15 protein-coding genes are annotated in these 21,400 nt (G+C 62.5%); 8 read left to right on the top strand and 7 right to left on the bottom strand.

Annotation, left to right across the window (positions count from 1 at the left end; translation table 11 throughout):
- The 7 genes from BV034_RS17385 to BV034_RS17355 all read left to right on the top strand — a co-directional run.
- A partial coding sequence (locus BV034_RS17385; protein WP_265593119.1) for an efflux RND transporter periplasmic adaptor subunit occupies positions 1–516 on the top strand: 516 nt, incomplete at its 5' end.
- Between the two features lie 97 nt (positions 517–613).
- Positions 614–3,757 (top strand): efflux RND transporter permease subunit, encoded by a 3,144-nt coding sequence (locus BV034_RS17380; RefSeq protein ID WP_050028263.1) that lies wholly within the window; start codon positions 614–616, stop codon positions 3,755–3,757.
- A 31-nt stretch (positions 3,758–3,788) separates the two neighbouring features.
- Positions 3,789–5,195: an efflux transporter outer membrane subunit gene (locus BV034_RS17375; protein WP_050028262.1), complete on the top strand. Its 1,407-nt coding sequence runs from the start codon at positions 3,789–3,791 to the stop codon at positions 5,193–5,195.
- Between the two features lie 693 nt (positions 5,196–5,888).
- A complete protein-coding gene (locus tag BV034_RS17370) occupies positions 5,889–6,254 on the top strand; it encodes a hypothetical protein (protein ID WP_265593118.1) in 366 nt (121 codons plus the stop codon).
- Positions 6,255–7,154: 900 nt separating this feature from the next.
- Positions 7,155–7,367 (top strand): hypothetical protein, encoded by a 213-nt coding sequence (locus BV034_RS17365; protein ID WP_265593117.1) that lies wholly within the window; start codon positions 7,155–7,157, stop codon positions 7,365–7,367.
- A 707-nt stretch (positions 7,368–8,074) separates the two neighbouring features.
- A complete protein-coding gene (locus BV034_RS36105; protein WP_265593116.1) occupies positions 8,075–8,584 on the top strand; it encodes a hypothetical protein in 510 nt (169 codons plus the stop codon).
- Between the two features lie 40 nt (positions 8,585–8,624).
- Positions 8,625–10,433, top strand: coding sequence for an AAA family ATPase (locus tag BV034_RS17355; RefSeq protein WP_265593115.1), 1,809 nt, complete (start codon positions 8,625–8,627; stop codon positions 10,431–10,433).
- A gap of 586 nt (positions 10,434–11,019) precedes the next feature.
- On the opposite strand, the gene BV034_RS17350 is transcribed toward BV034_RS17355, so the two are convergent.
- A complete protein-coding gene (locus BV034_RS17350) occupies positions 11,020–11,340 on the bottom strand; it encodes a hypothetical protein (protein WP_050028257.1) in 321 nt (106 codons plus the stop codon).
- Between the two features lie 77 nt (positions 11,341–11,417).
- Between BV034_RS17350 and BV034_RS17345 the strand changes: the two genes are divergently transcribed.
- Entirely contained in the window at positions 11,418–12,530 is a 1,113-nt protein-coding gene (locus BV034_RS17345) for a crosslink repair DNA glycosylase YcaQ family protein (protein ID WP_050028256.1), read from the top strand.
- 12 nt (positions 12,531–12,542) lie between these two features.
- On the opposite strand, the gene BV034_RS17340 is transcribed toward BV034_RS17345, so the two are convergent.
- From BV034_RS17340 to BV034_RS17315, 6 genes are all read right to left on the bottom strand, one after another.
- Positions 12,543–12,788, bottom strand: coding sequence for a CDGSH iron-sulfur domain-containing protein (locus tag BV034_RS17340; RefSeq protein ID WP_050028255.1), 246 nt, complete (start codon positions 12,786–12,788; stop codon positions 12,543–12,545).
- 32 nt (positions 12,789–12,820) lie between these two features.
- On the bottom strand, positions 12,821–14,257 hold the full coding sequence (locus tag BV034_RS17335) for a DUF1501 domain-containing protein (protein ID WP_050028254.1): 1,437 nt from the start codon (positions 14,255–14,257) through the stop codon (positions 12,821–12,823).
- Between the two features lie 101 nt (positions 14,258–14,358).
- On the bottom strand, positions 14,359–15,417 hold the full coding sequence (locus tag BV034_RS17330) for a cellulase family glycosylhydrolase (RefSeq protein ID WP_050028253.1): 1,059 nt from the start codon (positions 15,415–15,417) through the stop codon (positions 14,359–14,361).
- A 478-nt stretch (positions 15,418–15,895) separates the two neighbouring features.
- Positions 15,896–16,672 (bottom strand): sterol desaturase family protein, encoded by a 777-nt coding sequence (locus BV034_RS17325; RefSeq protein ID WP_050028252.1) that lies wholly within the window; start codon positions 16,670–16,672, stop codon positions 15,896–15,898.
- 56 nt (positions 16,673–16,728) lie between these two features.
- Entirely contained in the window at positions 16,729–19,635 is a 2,907-nt protein-coding gene (locus BV034_RS17320; RefSeq protein ID WP_050028251.1) for a PSD1 and planctomycete cytochrome C domain-containing protein, read from the bottom strand.
- Between the two features lie 52 nt (positions 19,636–19,687).
- On the bottom strand, positions 19,688–21,397 hold the full coding sequence (locus BV034_RS17315) for a LamG-like jellyroll fold domain-containing protein (RefSeq protein ID WP_050028250.1): 1,710 nt from the start codon (positions 21,395–21,397) through the stop codon (positions 19,688–19,690).
- Between the last annotated feature and the right edge of the window lie 3 nt (positions 21,398–21,400).

Genomic DNA, 21,400 nt, shown 5'->3' with positions numbered 1-21,400 from the left:
GGTGAGTTTGTCAGCACCAGCTCGCAGGTGGTAAACCTGGTGGCCACGCAGACGCTGCGTCTGCAGTTGTACATTCCTGAAACTGCAGTCGGCGGGATCAAGCAGGGCCAGCAGGTGGAGTTTATGGTGCCAGCCCGGCCCGGCCGGAACTTCACCGGCGTGGTGAAGCACGTGGGTGCCTCCGTGCGCGAGTCGGCGCGAGATTTGATCATCGAGGCCGAGGTGGCCAATGAGGACCAGCAGCTCAAGCCGGGCATGTTTGCGGAAGGCCGCCTGCTCCTGCCTGAGGAGAAAGTCCTGACGGTGCCGCTCACGGCGGTGAAGACGGAAGGCCCGACGCGCCGCGTCTTTGTGGTGAAGGACGGCCAGGTGGTGGAGCGCCTGGTAGAGGTGGGTGAGAGCCGCGGGGATCGCGTGGAGATCCGCCAGGGTGTGGAGGCGGGGGACATGGTGATCGTCTCCCCAGGGCCGGGCGCTGCGGATGGCGCGAAGGTGAAGCTGACCGCCCAGCTTTGATTTGATTTCAACGGATTCAAGATCGCGATCACCGGGGCCCTGATGGAGCCCGGGCTGATGATTCCGCGAACCCCCCAACGCTGAACCTACTCTTATTATGCAGTGGCTTGCCGCCATCTCAGTGAAACGCCCGGTCTTCGCGACCGTGCTCGTGCTCGTCTTCGTGGTGGTGGGAGCCCTCGGCTACACCCGCCTGCCCGTGGACCGCTTCCCCAAGGTGGACTTTCCCACCGTGTCCGTCGTGACCCGTCTCGACGGCGCTACGCCCAAGGAGATCGAGACCGAAATCACGGACAAGATTGAGGAGGCCGTGAACACCGTGAGCGGCATCGATGAGCTGCGCTCCGTCTCGACCGAGGGCATCAGCCAGGTGCTGGTGGCCTTTAACCTGGACAAGAAGGTGGACGTGGCCGCGCAGGAGGTGCGCGACCGCGTGAACCGCATCCTGCCCAACCTGCCGGAGGACGTGGACACGCCCATCGTGGAGAAGCTGGACCCGGATGCGGAGCCCATCATGAGCATCTCCCTGGTGGCGGAGAAGCCGGTGAGGGAGATCAGCGAGCTGGCCGACAAGGTGGTGCGCCGCCAGCTGGAGAGCGTGGCCGGGGTGGGGCAGGTGACCCTGCTGGGTGCGAGGAAACGGCAGATCAACATCTGGATGGATCCCGTGCGGCTGAAGGCCTTTGACCTCGCCGCCGTGGATGTGGAGCGCGCCCTGCGCCAGCAGAACGTGCAGATCCCCAGCGGGAACGTGAAGGGCAACGGCGTGGAGGCCGGTCTGCGCGTGCTGGGCAAGGCCCAGAGCGTGGATGACATCGGGCGCATCGTCGTGCGGGAGAAGGACGGCGGCCTGGTGCGCCTGGCAGATGTGGCGCGTGTCGAGGACGGCGCGGAAGATCTGCAGACGGTCGCGCGCCGCAACGGCCAGCCCACGGTGACGCTCTCCATCCGCAAGCAGTCGGGGGAGAACACCATCTCCGTGGTGGATGCGGTGAAGGAGCGTCTGGAGGAGATCCGCCCCACGCTGCCAGAGGGGTACAAGATCGAGATCGTGCGGGACAACTCGCTCATCATCCGCACCAGCACGCACGCGGTGAAGGAGCACCTGGTGCTGGGCTCCATCTTCGCCGCGCTCATCGTGCTTTTTTTCTTGGGCAACGGCCGCGCTACACTCATCTCCGCGCTGGCCATCCCGACCTCGATCATCGCCAGCTTCGGCGTGATGTGGGTGGGGAACGTGACCTTGAACTCCATCAGCCTCGTGGCGCTGGCCCTGGCGGTGGGCATCGTGATCGATGACGCCATCATCGTGGTGGAGAACATCTTCCGCCACCTGCATGAGAAGAAGGAGAACCCGTATGACGCGGCGATCAATGGCACAAAGGAGATCGGTCTGGCGGTGATGGCCACCACCTTATCCCTGCTGGCGGTCTTCATCCCCGTGGCCTTTCTCAGCGGCATCGTGGGCAAGTTTCTCAGCAGCTTCGGCCTCACCATGGCCTTCGCCATCGCGGTGTCGCTGCTGGTGAGTTTTACCCTCGCACCCAGCATGTCGGCGCGCATGCTGAAGATCACCAAGCCCAACTGGCTCGAGCGGGGCATGACCTACCTGGTGAACATCTTCTACACGCCGCTGGAGGGGCTTTATATGTGGATGCTGCGTATTTCCATGCGGCATCGCTGGATCGTCGTGCTGGCCTGTTTTGGCGCGCTGTATTCCGTTGGCCCGATGATGGGCAAGGTGCAGAAAGCCCTGCTGCCCCCGGCGGAGGAGGCAGAGTTCCTGGTGAACCTGCGCACCGCAGAAGGCACCACGCTGGAGGCGACCGACTTGGTGGCAGAGCGCATCGCGCGGGACATCCGCACCCTGCCGGGTGTGGAGTACACGCTGCTGACGATCGGTGACAACGACCAGCGCACGCCGAACAAGGCGGGCATCTATGTGCGCCTCATCGATCCCGCGAAGCGCCCCGACTCGCAGGAGCAGATCATGGACCGCGTGCGTCAGGAGATCGTGCCCAAGTACCCCAAGGACCTGCGCATGACGGTGCTGCAGGTGCCGCCCTTCAGCACCGGGCAATCCAGTGCGACGGTGCAGTTCATCATCGCGGGCTCGGACCTGGACCGCATCAACCAGGCGGCGGAGACGGCGCTCAAGGAGATCCCCAGCATCCCGGGCATTCGTGATGTGGACTCCACGCTGGTGAGCGGCAAGCCGGAGATTGTTGCGTCCGTGGACCGTGCCAAGGCGGGGCAACTGGGCGTGAACATCGCGGATCTTTCCTCGACCCTTCGCCTTCTGGTGGGCGGCGCAGATGTCTCCACCTACAATGAAGGCGGGGAGCAGTATGACATTCACCTGCGTTCTGAGGCGCCGTATCGCAACAGCCAGGAGGCGCTCAGCCTGCTCAGCGTGCCCTCCGGCAGGGGCGGCACCGTCTCCCTCTCCAACGTGGTCAAGCTGGAGCGTCGGGAAGGCCCGGCGGAGATCAACCGCGCGGACCGTCGGCGTCAGGTGACCATCATGGCCAACCCCGCGCCCGGGGTGGGGGAGAGCCAGATCGCGGATGCCATCGAGACCATTGTGAAGAAGCAGAACCTGCCGGCTGACTACGAAGTGGGTCCGACGGGGCGTTCCAAGGAGTTGAAGAAGGCGGGCCTTGCGTTCGTCACCGCCTTCGGCATGGCGTTCATCTTCATGTACCTCATTCTGGCCGCGCAGTTCGAGTCCTGGCTGCACCCCTTTACCATCCTGCTGGCGCTGCCGCTCACGCTGCCGTTTGCCATCCTCTCGCTGCTGCTCTTCAACCAGTCGCTCAACATCTTCTCCGTGCTGGGGATCCTGGTGCTGTTCGGCATGGTGAAGAAGAACGGCATCTTGCAGATCGACCACACGAACCAGCTTCGAGAGAAGGGCATGAACCGGCTGGAAGCCATCCTGCAGGCGAACAAGGACCGTCTGCGCCCCATCCTCATGACCACCCTGGCCTTCGTGGCCGGGATGGTGCCCCTGATGTTCTCCAAGGGCGTGGGCGCTGCCTTCAACAACGCCACCGCCGGGGTCATCATCGGCGGGCAGATGATGTCCCTGCTGCTCACCCTGCTGGCCACGCCGGTGTTCTACTCCCTCTTCGATGACGTCATCGGTTGGAGGAAAAAACGCTCGGACCGCCGCCAGGCGAAGCGCGCCGCCCGCGAGGCCGCTGCTGATGCCGATGCCGCCCCACAGCCTGCTCATTGATTGATTGCCTGACTCCGTTTTCGTTTTTCTCATGAAATCCCTCCGCACGGCCACCTGCGCCGGACTCCTGCCCCTCCTCGCCTTCACCGGCTGCACCGTGGGCCCCAAGTACGAGAAGCCGGACGTGAGCGCCCTCACGCCCGCCACGTGGAAGTGGCAGCAGGCCAGTCCCAGGGACAGCCAGCCCCGCGGTGAGTGGTGGCGAATCTTCAAGGACGCCGAGCTGAACCGCCTGGAGGCGATGGCTCTGGGAAACAACCAGGAGATCCGCATGGCGATGGCCCGCATCGACCAGGCCCGCGCTGCTGCCGGACTGAGCGTGGCGGCTTATGCCCCCGACATCAGCGTGGACGGACGGGCCCAGAGGGAGCGCACCTCGGGGAATCCGCCCTCGCCCGTGCCCATCGCGATCCCGTCATCGCACATCAACACCTTCAGCGTGCCCTTGCAGCTCAGCTATGAGATCGATCTCTGGGGCCGCGTGCGCCGCTCTATCGAGTCCGCCAATGCCCAGGTGGACGCCAGTGTGGGCGACTACCACAGCGTGCTGCTCTCCCTGACCGGCGATGTCGCCAGCCAGTATTTCCTCATCCGCAGTCTGGACTCCCAGATGGCCGCGCTCCAGCGCACCCTGGCCAGCCAGGAGAAGACCTTTGGCCTGATCGATCAGCGCTTCACCGCCGGGACCATCCCCGAGGCCGATCACGCCCGGGCTCGGAGTGAGGTCGCGACCGTCAAGGCCGACATGGCCGATGTGAAGCGCCAGCGTGAGGAGACCGTCAACGTGCTCGCGCTGCTCTGCGGCCAGCCCGCCAGCCAGTTCAGCGTCTCTAGGGCGGAGATCCAGGGCACCCCGCCCAAGATCCCTGCCGGCATCCCCGCAGATGTGCTGGAGCGTCGTCCGGATGTGGCCGCTGCCGAGCGACTCGTCGCCGCCCGTAATGCGGAGATCGGCGTGGAGATCGCCGGTTATTTCCCAACCGTCAGCCTCACCGGGCAGGCCGGTTATTTGAGCAAGGACACCTCCTCGCTCTTCAATGCCGACAGTCGCGTCTGGTCCTTCGGCCCCAGCGTGAGCGTCCCCATCACCGGCGTCTTCGTCACCAAGGCCAAAGTCGCCCGCGCCCGCGCCGTGCATGAGGAGAGCACCGCCAAGTTTCGCCAGTCAGTGTTGTCCGCCGTGAAGGACGTGGAGACGTCTTTGATCCAGATCCGCTACCGCAAAGAGCAAACCGTCGCCCAGAAGGAAGCACTGGATGCCGCGCTGAAGGCGACCGCGTTGACCCGCCAGCTCTACGAAGGCGGCAGCATCAGTTATTTGGAACTGCTGGACGCCGAGCGCACCAGCTTGCTGCGGGAGAGGCAGTACGCGCTGCTCAAGGCGCAAGGGCACATCGCCACCGTGGGCCTGATCCGGGCGTTGGGCGGGAGTTGGTGAAGCCCGGCGGAGCCGGGAGACAGAAGACTGGAAGACAGAAGAGGAAAGACATGAGGGCGGCATTGGGGGGAGGTTACAGGAAAGTGCCGCAATGCCCCGGGACCTCCAAACAAGCGCCAGCAAAGGAGTGCAGAGCTTTAGCTCGTCAGTCGCGCTACCCACGTCAACCAATACCGGGCCGAAGCGTTGGACGACTTTAGGCTGCCACATCGGGTCTCTGCGCGGAAACCCCACGCCAACGGCGTGATACATGTTAGAACCTGTTTGGATGAAAACCTCCGGGTGTGGCAGGTTCAATTAAGGGAATGAGATAAGAGCGGCTTCGCCGGGCCTGAGAACTGCCCCCACCGGGTTGCGGTCCTTTTGAGCCTGGACTGCGTTGCTCATCGGTTGTGAATCTCGATTCACGCCCTCTTCGCGCCTTGTCCAGACTCAAAATGCCTCGCAACACCCCCACCATTTTTATCCAAACAGGTTCTTAGCCCAGGGTCAGGCCGCGAAGCGGTCGCCAACCCGGGGTTCCGGGAGGGGTAACGCACGAACTCCAAAGGAGTTCTACAAACCGGCCATATCTAAGCGCAGAAGTTTTGAGCCTTGGGAGTTTGATTTGCAGCTGGACGATGTAGGATTTGTGAGAAAACGGTTAGGCGATTATCCACCTAGGCAATGACTTTACTAAGAATATTGATCGCCATGCTGATGGTCAGCGCTTGTAGACAAGCTTCTCGCGCTCCTGCTGTGCCCAATGTTTTCGATCAAGAGGGAGAGCATAAGTTTAATGGTGACTTTTTCATCACTGTTTACAAAGCGGACAATCTTATATCCGGGACGGTGAGGCGTAACGGAGTGGACATCCTTGCGCACCATCCGAGGGCGAGCAACTATTCCACTTGGTTCTACTATTGGGATGAAAGTTCCATGAAGCTGTGGTTTTACAGTGGGGATGTTGGCACTGATCTTTGGCAACTTGAGGGTAATAGTTTGGTGGAAAAAAAGCTAGATGTTGCTGAGGCGGTCTCGATGGTAAAGAAGGTGAAGTCTCTGCGTTCTAGTCGCTGAAGCTGACACACCAATGTCGAGGATGATTGCCAAGCAGAAGCCCCACGCCAACGGCCTGATACATGCCAGCCCAGGGTCAGACCGCGAAGCGGTCACCACCCTGGGTATCGGAGGGTAGCGCTGGAACTCCAACGGAGTTCCACAAACCATCCTGACCGCCAGGAGATGGCAAGGCTTCTGCAAGCTGCCGCCACAGGCGTAGTCCGGTTGTGCCAACCGGCTTGGGAACGGAGTGGTTGACATTGCGTTATGGGAAACAACTTGACGCCCCAGGCGCCGACGGCACCTGCTGCACCCACGACCCTATCCCTCCCAACCGCGCCAGCGAGGCTCTGTTCGTGATTTAAACATTAGTTTGCCTCAGTCGATCTCCCGTAACGCGTCCTGGGCAAACCGCCAAAGTTTGGACTACGAACAGCTTCCAACTGAATGGAGCTGGCAGCGCGTTCCATCGGAAAGTCTGCGCAGCCGTGCTGGGCAAAAGGTCATTAGCCACGAGATAAACCTGGCAAACGCTTCAGCTAGTGCCTCCTCACGTCGACTACTATATCGGCGCTGGGTGGCTGGGATCAAACACCAGCGGGTGGGTGTTCAGGCGTGAGCCATCAGGGTGTGTGCGGAGGCATTGGGTCTTTGAGCTCGCCTTCTGCCGAATCATCGCCATGGCCGGTCGTAGTTGTCGACGTGAGGAGGCACTAGCTGAAGCGTCTGCGGCATCACGCCCGCACAACGCCAACCAACCATTCCCGACCCCGGCTCGCTCGTTCCCATCGTCCGCACGCCGCCGCCCATTCCAATCAACTTCTGACAACTTTCGTTTGATTTTTCAGCGAGCTTAACGCACTATACTTCATGGCAGCAGAGGGGGATTTTGCAGGGGAGTCGGCTCAAACAAAACACGTGCCACAGCCTGCGCAAGGCAGGGCACCCAGCTACATCAACACGCCGCTGACTCACAAGGAGCGGTCGGTCATCGAGGCCCTCGCACGGCGGGAGAACCGGAGCCGGGGGCAGCAATTGCGCCATCTGGCGATGCTGAAACTGCAGGAAATGGGCCTGCTCTCCGCAGATGACTCCGGCACGGGGCCGAGGGCGAACGCGTTTGCGGAATAACCATTTCTGCCCCAGGCCGCTCATGTCAGAGGCCAGCGGCGGGAGGTTTGGGTTGCAGGAAATAGAGAATCAGAACGGGAGAGGGATCATTCCAAGGAGGATACAAAACAATGCGGTACTGGAATATGGATGTGAAGTGGGTGCGGTCAGGGGCCATGGCGGACTTGAGCCTGGAAGAGGTGGGGGCCTGGACGCGGGTCAGTGGCTATTGCGTGGACCAGGAGAACCGAGGCAGGATCAAGGGGGCGCGCCTGTGGAGCGACGCGAGATGGCGCCAAACCACGGGTGTGTGCCGCAAGGTGATCGAGCGGTGCCAGACCCTCTTCTCCTGGGATGGAGACGATCTCCTGGTGTCAAAGTACCCAATCAACCAGGAACGGGCATGTAGAAAGAAGCGAAAAGTCGCTGCAGCGGCCGGAGTGGCAAGCGGCCATGCCAGAAGGAAGCCAGTACAAAATGAAAACGAGATGGCGCTGGAATCGGCCTGGGATAAGGGAAAAACCGCTGAACGTCCGTTGAACGGAAACAGCGAAGTCGTTCAACAAGAACCACCCCAGTCGTTCAACAAAAGAGAAAAGGAAATAGGAATAGAAAGAGAAACTGGAAGAGTAAAAGAAGAGGAAAGCAAAACAGAAACACCAACGCTCGAACAAGCCCAAGGCCAACCCCCAACCCCTGGAAAGCCAGCCGGGGCTGCGCCCCTGAGCGTGTCTGTTTCCAACTTCTCTCAGATTCAAAACCAGACCCCGACCCCCAGCTCCCCGCCTCTGGAGAAAGATGCCTCGTGGCTGGCGGGGTTCGAGGAGTTCTGGACCAACTACCCGCGCAAAGACGCGCGGCGCAAGGCGGAGCAAGCCTGGCGCAACGTGAAGGGCAGAGAGCGCCCGCGACTGGCTGACCTCATGCAGGCTCTAGGGCGTCAATCCACCAGCCCGGCGTGGCGGGAGCAGGATGGCCGGTTTATCCCGCTGCCTGCAACTTGGATCAACGGCCGACGCTGGGAAGACGGCGGTTCCTCTGCTGCAGCACCGGTCCAGCAGACCGCGCCGCTGCTTGCGCCCTTGCCATTGCCCATGTCCTCGCCCTTTGGCGTGAAAGACGCGGACGGCCTCTCGCCTCTGCAACGGGCTTTGGCGCAGAGTCAGCTTACGGACGCTCCGCTGCCAGCATGGGAGCAGGAGGGGGCGGCGATCAACGGGGGCGGTCTGCCCTGGTGAGAGGGTACGTGGACACAGCAGCAACAAGAGCCGCAGCAACATGATGATCAACTTGCGACATTCAGCACATGAGGTTTCCCGCCGTCTGGCGGACAGGGTGGAATCCGTCTGCCTGCGCCTGCTTCCCGGCGGCACCCGGAAGGGCGCGGAGTGGCTGACCGGAGACGTCCAGGGCGGACCAGGGCAGAGCCTCAAGGTGCAGCTCAGTGGCGAGCACGCGGGCCGCTGGCGGGACTGGGCGGAGGAAGGTCGCCACGGGGACTTGCTGGACCTCTGGGCCGCCGCACGCGGCATCCCGCTGGCCGAGGCCTTCCGCGAGGCGAAGGAGTACCTGGGGATGCTGGGCCCGGAGCCTGCCACAGCGAGTTCAAGGCAATATCAAGCGCCGCCAGTGCGCGAGCAGGCCGGGGTCATCCCGGTGGCGGAGGATGGCGTGGTCATGCGGTACCTGCAGCTCCAGCGCGGGCTGGATCCGGCGGTGGTGCGTCGCTTCGGCGTGGAGGGGCTGCCTTCCGCCGGGGCGCTGGTCTTTCCCTGTCATGCGCCGGATGGCACGCTGGTGAACCGCTCCTACCGAACGGTGCCGGGCACCAATGAAAGCGGGCTGGGTGCGAGGAAACGTGTCTGGCAGGATGCAGGATGCGCCCCGAGCCTCTTCGGCTGGCAGGCGCTGCCGAAGTCCGCCTGGGAAAAGCGCACGGTTCTGCTGTGCGAGGGCCAGATCGACGCGATGACCTGGACGCAATGGGGCGTGCCTGCGCTGAGCGTGCCCAATGGCACGGGGGCGGCGTGGATCGATCACGAGTGGGATCAACTGGAGCTGTTCGACCACATCTACCTCTCGTTCGACATGGACGGCGCGGGCGCGGAGAACGCGAACCGCGTGATGCAGCGTCTGGGGCGGCACCGCTGCCTGCTGGTGAAGCTCCCGCACAAGGACGCCAACGAGTGCCTGCTGGAGGGCTGCACCGCCGACGATGCGGAGCACTGGATCGCCCAAGCCCGGCCGCCGCAGATCCACAAGCTCCTCCTGGGACAGGAACTGCACCAGCGCCTAATGAGCGAGCTGGAGCCCAAGCCAGAGCCCTTCACGCTGGACTTCCTGCGCGTGGCGTGGCCCCACCAGGGCTTCTACTTCCGCCCGTACGAGCTCACCGTCTGGACCGGCGCCTACGGGCAGGGGAAGAGCACCTTCCTGAACTTCGTGGCGCTCAACATCCTCAGCCAGCTCAGCCAGACCGGCGTCTTCATGGCCTCGATGGAAATGAGGGCAGAGTCCACCCTGCGCCGTCTCACGACCACCTATTTCCAAGAACCCGCCACGCCATCGCATGCGGTGACGTTTCTGGAGAAGTTCGGCACCCGCCTCGTCTTTGCCGACGTGGTGGGCTACATCAGCCAGGACATGCTGCTGGAGATGATGATGTTCTCCTTCCAGCGCCACGGCGTGCAGCACTTCATCGTGGACAGCCTCATGCGCGTGGACGGACTGGAGGAGGAGTTCGCAGAACAGGGCCGCTTCATGAACCGGCTTCAGGAGTTCGCCAAGGAGACCGGCGCCCACGTTCACCTCGTGGCCCACCCCAGAAAAAGCGCCTCCGGCCAGCGGCAGGACCGGCTCGAGATCAAGGGCAGCTCGCTCATCGCCAACAATGCGGACAACATCGTCGCCGTCTCAAGAAACCCCGAGAAAGACGCCCTGCGCCGCGACAACAAGCTCACCCCGCTGCAGGACGCGAGCCTGCACGACACCGAGATCCGCGTGGAGAAACAACGCGAGAACGGCTGGCTCGGCATGGTGCCGTTGAGGTTCTTTCCGCGGAGCAGTTGGTATGAGAGGGCGAGTTGAGGGAATGCGGAAGGGAGTGTTGGAGTGCTGGGTGGATGGAGATTGGATACGGAAGAGCCTCCGGTGTTGCAAGCGCCAGTGCGTTTGACGACGAGCCCAGCCCCAACACCTGGATGCGAAGCACCTTTTGGAGTGCGGCGATTCTCGCCGCTTTCGCGGGGCCTTGTGAGGGGGTGAGTCCTCTAACCCGTGTGCTGGGGTTTGGGATGAGAGGATGTCGGCTGATGCGCTCGAAAAAGACGCTCCGGTGGCCGCAGTGGATGGGTATCCAGTAGCGATGCGAGTTTTGACACAGTCTCTTCAGTGCGTCAGTCGCGCTACTCCAGTCACACTATGGCGAACCCGGCGTTGGGACCTGGAGCCCCTTTGCCTGTCGTGGTGCGGCTGTCCTCAGCCGTTCAGGAGGAGGCGCTGCGGCCAGACCTGATTCAATGTGATTGCCCGTCGGCCACTCCGCTCGCCAGCTGGTTGGCACAACCGGACTACGCCCGTGGAGGTAGCCGAAAGGAGTGCAGAGCTTTAGCTCGGCATCGTTTGCCAGGAGTAGCGCGACAGTAGGGACGCTGTAGGACGCGGGCGGGTGACGCTATTCCTCTCCGCCAGCCTCTTTGGCACAATCCTGGCAGTGCTCCGTACCGTCATCATAGCTGATGATCTGGGCCAAAGGCAGCCGGTCACCGCAGTCGTCACAGGTGCGGAAGTAGCGTCGATCCGCCACGGCCATCATCCGGGCCCGCTCCACGGCCGTAGCCAGGGAGAGCTTGGGCAGGGCCGCAGCCAAAGACCAGCGGGAGAAGGGGACGTCGCCATCTTCATCCTGCGGCTCCTCCACTTTGACCTCGATCATGATGCGCGCTGGGGTCACGCGAACGCGCACATAGTTCTGGATGAGCTGGGCCTCGGTCATTGAGGAGAAAGTTTCATCGACTTGGTCCGCCTTGCAAGGGTGGGCGTAGGTGGTATAATGAACACTCCCTTCCTGCCGTGACTGCGCCCCTCTCGCTCTCCCTCTCAGACGCCCGTCGATTCCACTGCAAGTCCGTGCTGCTTAACGCCATGGTGCCAGACGTGGCGACGGCACTGCGTCATCACGGCTACATCCAGATTGACCCCATCAATGTCTGTGGCCGCATGCAAGATCTGATCTTGCGCAACCGCGTGCAGGGCTATCGGGAAGGGGACCTCTTTCGCTTCCTGCACGGCTCGGAGCCCGCTCCGCTCCCGGCGGAGGAAAGGCTGGCGTTCGAGCATCATCTGCCCCACAGCCACATCCTCGTGGCCCTGCCGCTGGAGGCTTGGCCGTATCTGCTGGCGACCATGCGCCATCGCACGGGTACGGACAGCATCTGGTCCGGCAAACTGGATGATCGCGAATCCAAGCTGGCCGAGAGGATCCTCGCCGAGATGACGGAGCGAGGCCCTATGGCTTCCGATGATGTGGACGATGATCAACGCTCCCATCACGGCTGGGGCAGCCAGGCGACGCTGGCCAAGGCCACTCTGCAGAAGCTCTTCTTCCATGGTCGCGTCATGATTGCCCGGCGCGAGGGCATCCGCCGCCTCTATGACCTTACAGAACGGGTCATTCCATCGTCTGTCCTGAGCCAGTCCGAGCCGGATGCGGTGGCGATTAGGCGCTGGTCTGTGTTGCAGAAGCTTCGGCAACGGCGGCTCGTCGCTCTCACGAAACTGGAACTGCCGGTGGTTGAAGATCTGGTGCACCCCATCAAGGTGGAGGATGGCCCGCTCTGGTACTGCCTGCGGGAGGATTTACCCCTGCTCGATAGCCTGGACGAAGGGGATCGCCTTCCCACCTTGCTCGCTCCGCTGGATCCCCTGATCTATGACCGGAAGGTGACCCGGCAGCTCTGGGACTTTGACTACACCTGGGAGGTGTACACTCCCGCCGTGAAGCGGGTGCGAGGGTACTACGCGCTGCCGCTGCTCTCGAATCTGGAAATTGCCGGGCATGTGGACCCAAAAGCGAACCGCCAGGAACGCCGTCTGGAAGTGGTGAATCGAACCGTCCGTCGTGGCCACAAGGCCTCTGGAGCCGTCAAAGAGCTGGCGAAGTTTCTCGGGCTAAAAACCTCGTAAGCAGGTGAGCTGCTACCCGCCTGCCAGCTCCGCGTGAGATCCGTCGCAGTAGGGCGGAGTCTTGGTGTGCTTGCAGTTGCACAGGCTCACCACGGTGGGCTTGTCCGCGACGATCTTCTTGGGTGGCAGGCCGGTCCCCTTGTGACTGCCATCGCAGAAAGGCTGGTGGCCGGAGAGACCGCAGGAGCACCACCAGTGCACGCCGGGCTCCAGCTCGACGACGCAGGGTTTGGTATCACAGACGCGGGGTGCTTCCACGAACCCAGCCTACCTCAAAAGGGGGCGAGCGTCTAGGCGATGAGTTCCTTGATGACGCTGCCCCCGAACTGCGAGAGTTGCTTGAAGCGCCCGGCATGGAAGTACGTGAGCTTGTTGTCATCCAGCCCCAGGAGCCGCAGCAGCGTCACGTGGAGATCCCGCACATGGTGCACACAATCGACAGCCTGGGCACCGGTTTCGTCCGTGGCTCCGATCGTGTGGCCGGCCCGCACCCCTCCGCCCGCCATCCAGACCGTCATGGCCTTGGGGTTGTGATCGCGCCCATAGGCCGTGCCGCCGCGCACGCCGTTGTCCGGGCTGCGGCCGAACTCGCCGCACCACACCACCAAGGTATCCTCCAGCAGGCCCCGTTGTTTCAGGTCGGCGAGCAGACCCGCGATGGGGCTGTCCACCGCACGGATCAGATTGCCGTGCGCACGCTCGATGTAGTCGTGGGAATCCCACGTGCCGGCATACACTTGCACAAAGCGCACCCCTTGTTCCACCAGCTTGCGGGCCAGGAGGCACTTGCGGCCAAAGGCGTCCGTGGGACCACTGCCGATCCCGTACATCTCCTGCGTCTGGGCATTCTCCTTGCTGATGTCCAGCACGCCCGGCACCTGCATCTGCATGCGAAACGCCAGCTCGTAGTTTTCCATACGAGCAGCGAGGTCGTCATGCCAGGGATGTTCCGCTTGATGACGCTGGTTCAAGGCCTCCAGCAGATCCAGGTTGGCCCGCTGATGTTCGGCCGTGATGCCCGGTGCTGGCTGGAGATCCAGAATCGGGGAGCCTCGGGCTCGCAAGGGCGTGCCTTGGAAGCTGGCTGGCAGGTAACCGTTGCTCCAATTCGCAGAGCCGCCCTGTGGATAGGAAACCTCCGGCAAGACGATGAACCCCGGCAGGTTCTGGTTCACCGAGCCCAGGCCATGCGTTACCCAGCCGCCGATGCCGGGATCTCCGCCAAAGCGGTTTCCCGTGTTCATCTGGTACATCGCCGTCGGGTGGTTCACGGAGTCAACCTGACAGCCGCGGTAGAAGCAGAGGTCATCCGCGTGATGCCGCAGATGCTCCCATTGGTCGCACATGTCGGCCCCGCTTTCGCCGTACTTGGCAAAGCCGAACGGGCTCTGCACGTAGTACCTCTTCCCACCGGACATGGCCGACTGCTGCACATCGTTGCGCACGAATTCCTTCAGATGCAGCCGCTTGAGAGCGGGCTTGGGATCAAAGGTGTCGATGTGGGACGGACCGCCCTCCATCATGAGGAAGATGCAGCGCTTGGCCCGGGCGGGCACATGGGCAGCTTTGGGCGCGAGCGGTCCCGTCGCGGAGTTCTCTCCCGCGAGCGCCTGGGTCAGAGCCACACTGCCAATGCTCGCCCCGAGGCTGTAGACAAACTCCCGACGCGTCGGCGCCCAGACTGCCCGGTGACCGGCGCAGGAGAACGGAGTAGACGGAGCGGACATGGCGGCGGGGACGGAACTCGGACACGAGGGAAACGCCGCCGCAGAACCAATCTGGACAGGAAATGGAGAAAGCGGAGGAATTCCGCACCCAGTAGCGGCGCCTAGCGCGTTCCCGAGGCCGTTTTGACCGATGCCGCCATTTGGCTGATGGCTTGTTTCTCCACGTCGTCCAGCTGACTGAACAGGGGCCCGTCCCGCAGATCGAAGGATCGTCGGGGGCGACCGTCGGGGGCCTTGCGGACATCGCCTTGATGGAAACACCATCCGCCTGCACCTGCCCGCACCGCCCCTTCCAGATCGGTGAGAAAGTCCTTCACCTCGGGGGAGAAGCCGTAGCCCCGACGGAACGGCTCCTGGTGCATCACGGGCAGCTCCTTGCCCAGCTTGAGCGTCGTGGCCCGCCACTCCGTCGTTCGCGTTTCGGTCTCGGCAGGGGAGTTGGCACCACGGGGACGATGCGGGCTAAGAAAGTCCACCTTCACCTGCTGGGAGTAGGCCTGGAGATCATCTGGGGAGAAATCTCCCGCAAACGAGGCGGTGAGCAGACGACCCGGGTCGATGGATCGGGAGAGGCCGGCCAGAGCCGCCAGTTCATCGTAGCTGCAGAAGCGCTTGTCAGTCAGGTTCCGCTCGTTGCTGAGGTCAAGGTACCAGTTCTTCCAGTCCTTGAGTTCACTCACCAGCGTGCGAACGGCTTCCCCATGCGCCTCGTGTTTCTGCAGCTTGGCTGGTCCAGTCACGCTGTTGCCCCGAGAGAGGCTCACGTCCACGACCATGCCGCGGGCATCGCAATTGGTCAGCAGCGCTTTCAGCCGATCCAGATACGGCTGCCGGGCCTTGCCCGTCTTGGGATGCACGGCGGAGATGTCGTTATCGAATGAGGCCCAAGTGGCCCACATCCGGATCCAGTTGAACCCGAGGCGTTGCAGTTCATCCAGGTCCGACTTCCAAGTGCTGTCCGGAGCTCCCAGTGCTGCGTAGTAGCTGCAGCCGAGCAGGAAGGTGGGCCTCCCATTGAGTGTGAACTGAGGCCCCGTGATGCCCAAGGTGGTCTTTGGAGTGAAGGCCGGGGCGGCCGGGCCGTCGCAGCCCGCCAATCCCAGGAGAGAGGTGCCAGACAGGGCAAGAAAGTCGCGACGGGTGGGGGACGGCGTGGACATGCGTGGGTGGTGGGACGAATACAAAACCCCCGGGGAATGTCGAAGGGAATTGCGGGTGCCCGCAGAGCAGTTCGAAGCTCGTGGCTGCACTTGTGAAAGTGCGGAAGGGTGGCGTGGCCCTGCGGTGTGAGCAGAGCGTCATGGGCCCCTAGCAGCCTGACCAGGTTCTTACGAACCCAGCCACGACTGAGGATCTCATCGCAGGGCAATTCGAAGCTCGTGGCTGCACTTGTGAAAGTGCGGAAGGGTGGCGCGTCCCTGTGGTGTGAGCAGATCGTCATGGGCCCCAAGCGACCTGACCAGGTTCTTACGAACCCAGCCACGACTGAGGATCATCGCAGATCTGTTCGAAGCTCGTAGCTGCACTTGTGAAAGTGCGGAAGGGTGGCACGGCCCTGCGGTGTGAGCAGAGCGTCATGGGCCCCAAGCGACCTGACCAGGTTCTTACGAACCCAGCCACGACTGACTTTCCCCTCTCTCACGCTGCCCGGCTGCGGCCTGTTACTTCCTTGAATCGCTCCTCATACTTCTCATGGTTCGTCCCCATGAGGCGGTCCCAGACATTGAAGTACAACCCATAGTTTCCGCGGTAGTACTCATGGTGCATGACGTGATTCGTAGGGGTGTTCATGAACCGGCCAAACCACGTATCCAGCCACCAACGGGGATAGAACTCAAACCCGGTGTGTCCAGCGACATTGAAGGCAATCTGCCACACCAGAAAGATGAAGAAGGCCAGGGGATGCACGGGCATCACCAGCACAGAGAGCGGGAAGATGCCCACCTGGATGGCGGCCTCCAGCGGGCCAAAGGAGTACGCGGCCCACGGTGAGGGATTGTTGGACTGATGATGCACCCGGTGAAACCAGCGATAGAGCCGCGGATGATGCATAAGCCGGTGCGTCCAATAGAAGTAGGCATCGTGCAGGATGATGATGCAGAAGATGCTGGCCACAAACCAGCCCCAGCCAAACTTGGGGATGCGGCCGTACAGGTGCGTCCACCCCTGCTTGGCCATCCAGATGGTGAGCGTGCCCCCGATGCCGTAGATGAGCACCGTGAGCACCGAGTAGCCCATCTCACGTCGCACATCGGCGGATGAGGGCAGTCGGGCAATGATCTTGCGGTGAAACCAGCGACGCCGGAACAGCACATACGCCAGGAGCCACGCGAAGCCGGCGAAGAGGAGATAACGAATCCCGTTCTCCATGGCGATGCCGGTGATGGCCTTGAAAAAGTCATGCGGGGTCTTCATGGCAACGGAAAATGGGGAACCGGCGCTCTGATATGCCCCCACCTCAGCGAAGCCCCCTAATACACGAACGCGAATTCGTTGGAATTAAAGAGCACCAGGGCCACTTCTGCAAGCCCGCGCAGCTTTGCATTCATCTCACCAGGGACGAGGTCCGGCTGATAGTCCGCAGAGACATGCAACCGCTCGGTGAAGGTGAATTTCTCCCCGGTATTCTCTTCCACCGCCTCTCGAACCACCTCGGTGGGGAGCACGTGCCTGGGCAGAGTCAGCCCTTCATGCCGCCGAGTCATGTTCTCCCAGTGCCTCAGGCAGCTCTGCTGCTCCTGCTCTGTGGGAGGACGACCACAGGTATGCAGAAAGAGCGCGGTGATGGCTTCGGCCTCCGTAACTCCGTCCCGGTGAACTCGGCGCGCCAGTTGCAGGGCGCGGTTGAACGTGGCGGCACTGTTGAAAAGGCTGAACACCTGGGGCGTGACATTGGAGGCATCCCTGCCTTCACAGGAAAACTCCGGCGTGGGCTCGTTGAACACCTCCATAAAAGGGTCCCGCAGACCATGCAGCTTCAGCACATAGATGGAGCGACGGTGCCTCTGGGCGGGCAGGGGATTGGGCTGCCAGGCTGGGGCGAAGGTGCCCATCACCTGCCGCGGCTGTAGCGCGGCCTCCAGATTGATCTCCGGCCGTGCAGGGATGCCGCCGAGCGTGGGATTTAGCTCTCCGGATGCGAGCAGCATGGCGTCCCGAATCTCCTCGGCGGTGATCCGCCGCGGCTGGAAGGCGGCGTAACTCACGCCATGAGGGTCTCGCTCTTTGAGCATCTCCGGATTGGGATGCCCGGCACTGCGTCGGTAGGCCTCACTCATCATGATGACACGATGCATCGCTTTGATCGACCATCCTTCTTTCACGAGGCGATCCGCCAGCCAGTCCAAGAGCTCGGGATGCGTTGGTTTCTTCCCGGTGGCACCGAAGTTGTTGGGATTCCCCGCGATAGGACGTCCAAAGTGCCACTGCCAGAGGCGGTTCACGATGCTGCGGGTCGTGAGGGGATTGTCCGCGGAGGCGATCCAATCTGCCAACGCCAGTCGTCGGCCTTCAATGCCCTCCGGGATGACGGCGCTGCGTCCTCCCAGGGCACTCAGCGTGCCGGGTCTCACCGGCGTTTTGGGCGAGAAGGGATCTCCGCCTGCCAAGATCGCGGTGCTTTCCAGTTCGCCATCCTCCAGCCGGGTCGCCGGCACCCGCAGCGGGGCATTCACGGACTTTAACGCGGGCGTCCTGCCTGCATAGACGGCGAAGGCATAGGGAGCGTATCGCTCCATCTCCCAGCGCAGGCGCTCCAGCCCCTTCCGCGCGATGCGTTCATGACCGTAGTCCTCCACGCTGAATCCGAGGTTTTTCGGCGGATACTCAGCCTCCGGCACACCTTGTTGCTGCAAGGCATTGCGGGTGGCGTCGAAGAGGCCGACAAACTCCCTGCGGGCATTGGGCCTGGTTCCCGGCTGACGGTCCCGGCTTTTCGCCAGGGCGGCATCCCAGGCACTGCGGCCGAGGTTCTTTTCCTTGAACCAGGCATCGGCCGCCTTGAGCGAGACGTCATCGAGATGGCGCAGACCGACCAGATGCTCCGCCCGGCGCATCTCCAGATACTTGATTTCCTCAAACCCGCTGGTGTTCTCCGCCGGCAGGAAAGGGGCCTCCCGCTCGGAGAGCTGGGTGGTGGCAAAGCAGGCCTGCATGGCGTAGTAGTCCTGCGTCGGTATGGGATCGAACTTGTGATCATGACACCTCGCACACTGCAGGGTGTGCCCCAGGAAGGCCTGCCCCACGATGTCCGTCACGTCATCCAGGAAGCGTTGACGCGCTACCTTCGGCACCTCCATGCCGGTCAGTTCCCAGGGCCCCATGCGCAGGAATCCGGTGGCGATGAGCCTTTCTGATTCAGGTGTCTTGGTCCGGTCTGGCGGGAGTTCATCTCCGGCGATCTGCTCCCGGATGAACTGGTCATACGGTTTGTCCTCGTTGAACGCCCGGATGACGTAGTCGCGGTACCGCCAGGTATTGCCGCGCTCGTAGTCATTGGCAAAGCCGGACGAGTCCGCATAGCGCACCACATCCAGCCAGTGACGCGCCCAGTGTTCTCCATAGTGGGGACTGGCCAGGAGCCGATCCACGAGTCTTGCAAATGCCTCCTCCTCGGAGGCAGGGTCTGCAAGGAATTGCGCCACCTCCTGCGGAGTCGGTGGCAGTCCGGTGAGGTCAAACGTCGCCCTGCGGATCAGCGTTCTCCGGTCCGCCAGAGGTCCCGGCTCCACCCCAAGTTCCTTCATCCTGGCATCGATGAGGCGATCGATGGAACGCCCGTTTTCAGGTCTGGCGTCTTCAGGATTCTCGTCTTGCGTCTCGCCACGAAGCGGCGCATACGCCCACAGATCTTCCGGTTTGTAGAGCCGGTTCGTCCAGTCGCCCGACAGTCCGCCGCTGGTGGTCACCTTGACTCCCGTCTCTCCGGTGACGGCAGACTGGGGCGCGCGAGCTTGTTCCTCCGTGATTTCCGCGATCCTTTTGGCATCCGGCCAGATTCCACCGTCCAGGATCCAGCGTTTGATGATCTCCACCTGCGCCTCAGAGAGTTTGTCGTTCTCCTTCGGGGGCATGGCCAGGCTGGAGTCGGTGCGGGTCACCGCAATGTAGAGCACACTCTCCTCAGGCTTGCGGGGCACGACGGGGTTCTTCTCACTGTCACCACCGGAGAAGAACCGCTCCGGCGTCCGCATGTCGAACCCACCCTTGAACTTCTTCGGGTCGTCCCCGTGGCAGGCGAGGCATTTCTCCTTGAAGAGCGGCAGTACCTTCAACACGAAATGCTTCTCAGCCTCCGGCTCTGCCGCCAACAGGGTGGGGGCGCCCCCGGTGACTGCCGCCACCGTCATCAGCGCCCAGAAGTGCCTGTGAGATCGCATCGAGGAAACAAACAATCCAAATTCACCCTTCCAGAATCCGCAATGAACCCGCCTACTCCGGCTTGGAGGCTTCGTAGATCTTCTTCAGCTCGTCGCCGGCAAGCGCGATCTGATAGATGGCAAACTCGTCCATGCAGCCATTGAGGTTCCGCACGGGGAACTGGTGGTCCTGAAGGGGCAGGCCCCAGTTGCCAAGCTCACAGGCGCCATAGACAATCTTGCGCCCGGGCTGGTAGAGCGGCGAGACCTCGCGGCTCACTTCCTTGCCATCCACAAACTGGATCACTTCGCCGCTGCAGTTGTCATAGGTCACAGCGAGCTGGTGCCAGCGGCCGATGTTGGAGCGATTGAACACGACCGGGGAGAGGTGCACTTGATTGCGTTTCACCTCGGGGTGCTCCTCGTCTGGATAGGCGATGGAGAACATGAGCTTCCCATCCTGGGTGATCTGCCAGTGGGGCTCACCGGCATCATAGCCGTCGGTCAGGAGCAGGGCGTTGAACTTGCGGTCCAGCCCGTCCACTTTCACCCAGCAGGTGAGCGTAAGCGCCTCATACTCACCATCAATACGCAGCCGCACCCGATCCCCGGGACGCTTGAATTCCAGGGCATCCTTCATGGGCCAGCGGCCCTGAGTCCATCGTGCGCCCACCACGCCGCCGTTGCGGTCAGGGTTGCAGGGGTTGCAGCCGTTGCCGATCATGCGCTGCCACTTGCCCTGACGCTCGAAGGGAAAGTAAACCACCAGCCGCTCGTCGCCGCACATGTCCTTCTTCCACGTGGCCCAGGCATCATACCTGGCCTTGGCTCGGGTGGCGGTGATCGCGTCCAGGCGCTCCATCCCCATGAAGTCATCCGGACGCACGCCTGGGAGAGGGGCCACCTTGTTGCCTTCCTTGTACAGGCCCATGCCCTGCTTGAGGCTGATGAGGTCCTGGTTCGTCGGATGAGCTTCCACCTCCCCCTCAAAGACGTGCACTTCGGAACTCAGATCCTCCGGATTCACTTGCACACCGAACTCGGTGCCCAGATCCACCAACTTCATGCCAGGGGCGTGCAGCAGAAAGCCACGCGCGGGCGGCGGCACGCGCACGCGCACCTTGCCCGAGTGACAGATCGCCTCCCAGGGCGAGACGATTTCCAGCTCAGCATCACCCTCCATGAGGAGCGTGGCCCCGCTGAAAAACTCCACTTGGGCAAAGCCGCACGCCAGCTTGAGCATGCCAGAGTTCACGGTGTCGCCGGTGCGCCGGCTGTTGTCATCATCCAGCCATTCAGCATTCACCACATGGGTGAGGATGGCGCAGCCGCGATTGGTCTCCTCCTGCACCAGATCCTTGCTCAGCGCATGGCGGCCACCCCAGAGAAAGGTGCCTGCGGAGAGCAGCACGGCCATTGACGCTGCCGCGGCCCAGGAGATCCAGTATTTCTTGGCCCGGGCCTTCGTGCCCTGGTCTGGGAAGGGGATGGCTGCCGCTTCGCCCTCGCCCTCATGATCTGGCAGGCCTTCTGGATTCCATGCCTTGAGGTCCGCGGTGACGCTGGCGTTCTCCCGAAGCACCTGCTCGAGGTTCACCTCCTCACGTAGCATCCGTCGCACTTCGCTGCAATCCTGCAGCATCGTCTGCAAGAGGTCAAAATCTGCTGGCGTGATGCTGCCGCTGAGCCATTCACCGATCAGACGGCTGGCCTCGGGAAGTTTCCCCGGATTGCACCCGCCACCGCCGCCGTTGCCGCCATCGCTGTTACCAAAGGTCGCCATGGT

The organism is Verrucomicrobium sp. BvORR034, from assembly GCF_000739635.1.
GTDB lineage: Bacteria > Verrucomicrobiota > Verrucomicrobiia > Verrucomicrobiales > Verrucomicrobiaceae > Verrucomicrobium.
The sequence above is the reverse complement of the archived record's forward strand: the minus strand, read 5'-3'. Positions and strand labels throughout refer to the sequence as shown.

Coding starts and splice junctions, on each gene's coding strand:
- BV034_RS17380 (WP_050028263.1), top strand. CDS start 614: ATGCAGTGGCTTGCCGCCATCTCAGTGAAACGCCCGGTCTTCGCGACC.
- BV034_RS17375 (WP_050028262.1), top strand. CDS start 3,789: ATGAAATCCCTCCGCACGGCCACCTGCGCCGGACTCCTGCCCCTCCTC.
- BV034_RS17370 (WP_265593118.1), top strand. CDS start 5,889: ATGCTGATGGTCAGCGCTTGTAGACAAGCTTCTCGCGCTCCTGCTGTG.
- BV034_RS17355 (WP_265593115.1), top strand. CDS start 8,625: ATGATGATCAACTTGCGACATTCAGCACATGAGGTTTCCCGCCGTCTG.
- BV034_RS17350 (WP_050028257.1), bottom strand. CDS start 11,340: ATGACCGAGGCCCAGCTCATCCAGAACTATGTGCGCGTTCGCGTGACC.
- BV034_RS17335 (WP_050028254.1), bottom strand. CDS start 14,257: ATGTCCGCTCCGTCTACTCCGTTCTCCTGCGCCGGTCACCGGGCAGTC.
- BV034_RS17330 (WP_050028253.1), bottom strand. CDS start 15,417: ATGTCCACGCCGTCCCCCACCCGTCGCGACTTTCTTGCCCTGTCTGGC.
- BV034_RS17325 (WP_050028252.1), bottom strand. CDS start 16,672: ATGAAGACCCCGCATGACTTTTTCAAGGCCATCACCGGCATCGCCATG.
- BV034_RS17320 (WP_050028251.1), bottom strand. CDS start 19,635: ATGCGATCTCACAGGCACTTCTGGGCGCTGATGACGGTGGCGGCAGTC.
- BV034_RS17315 (WP_050028250.1), bottom strand. CDS start 21,397: ATGGCGACCTTTGGTAACAGCGATGGCGGCAACGGCGGCGGTGGCGGG.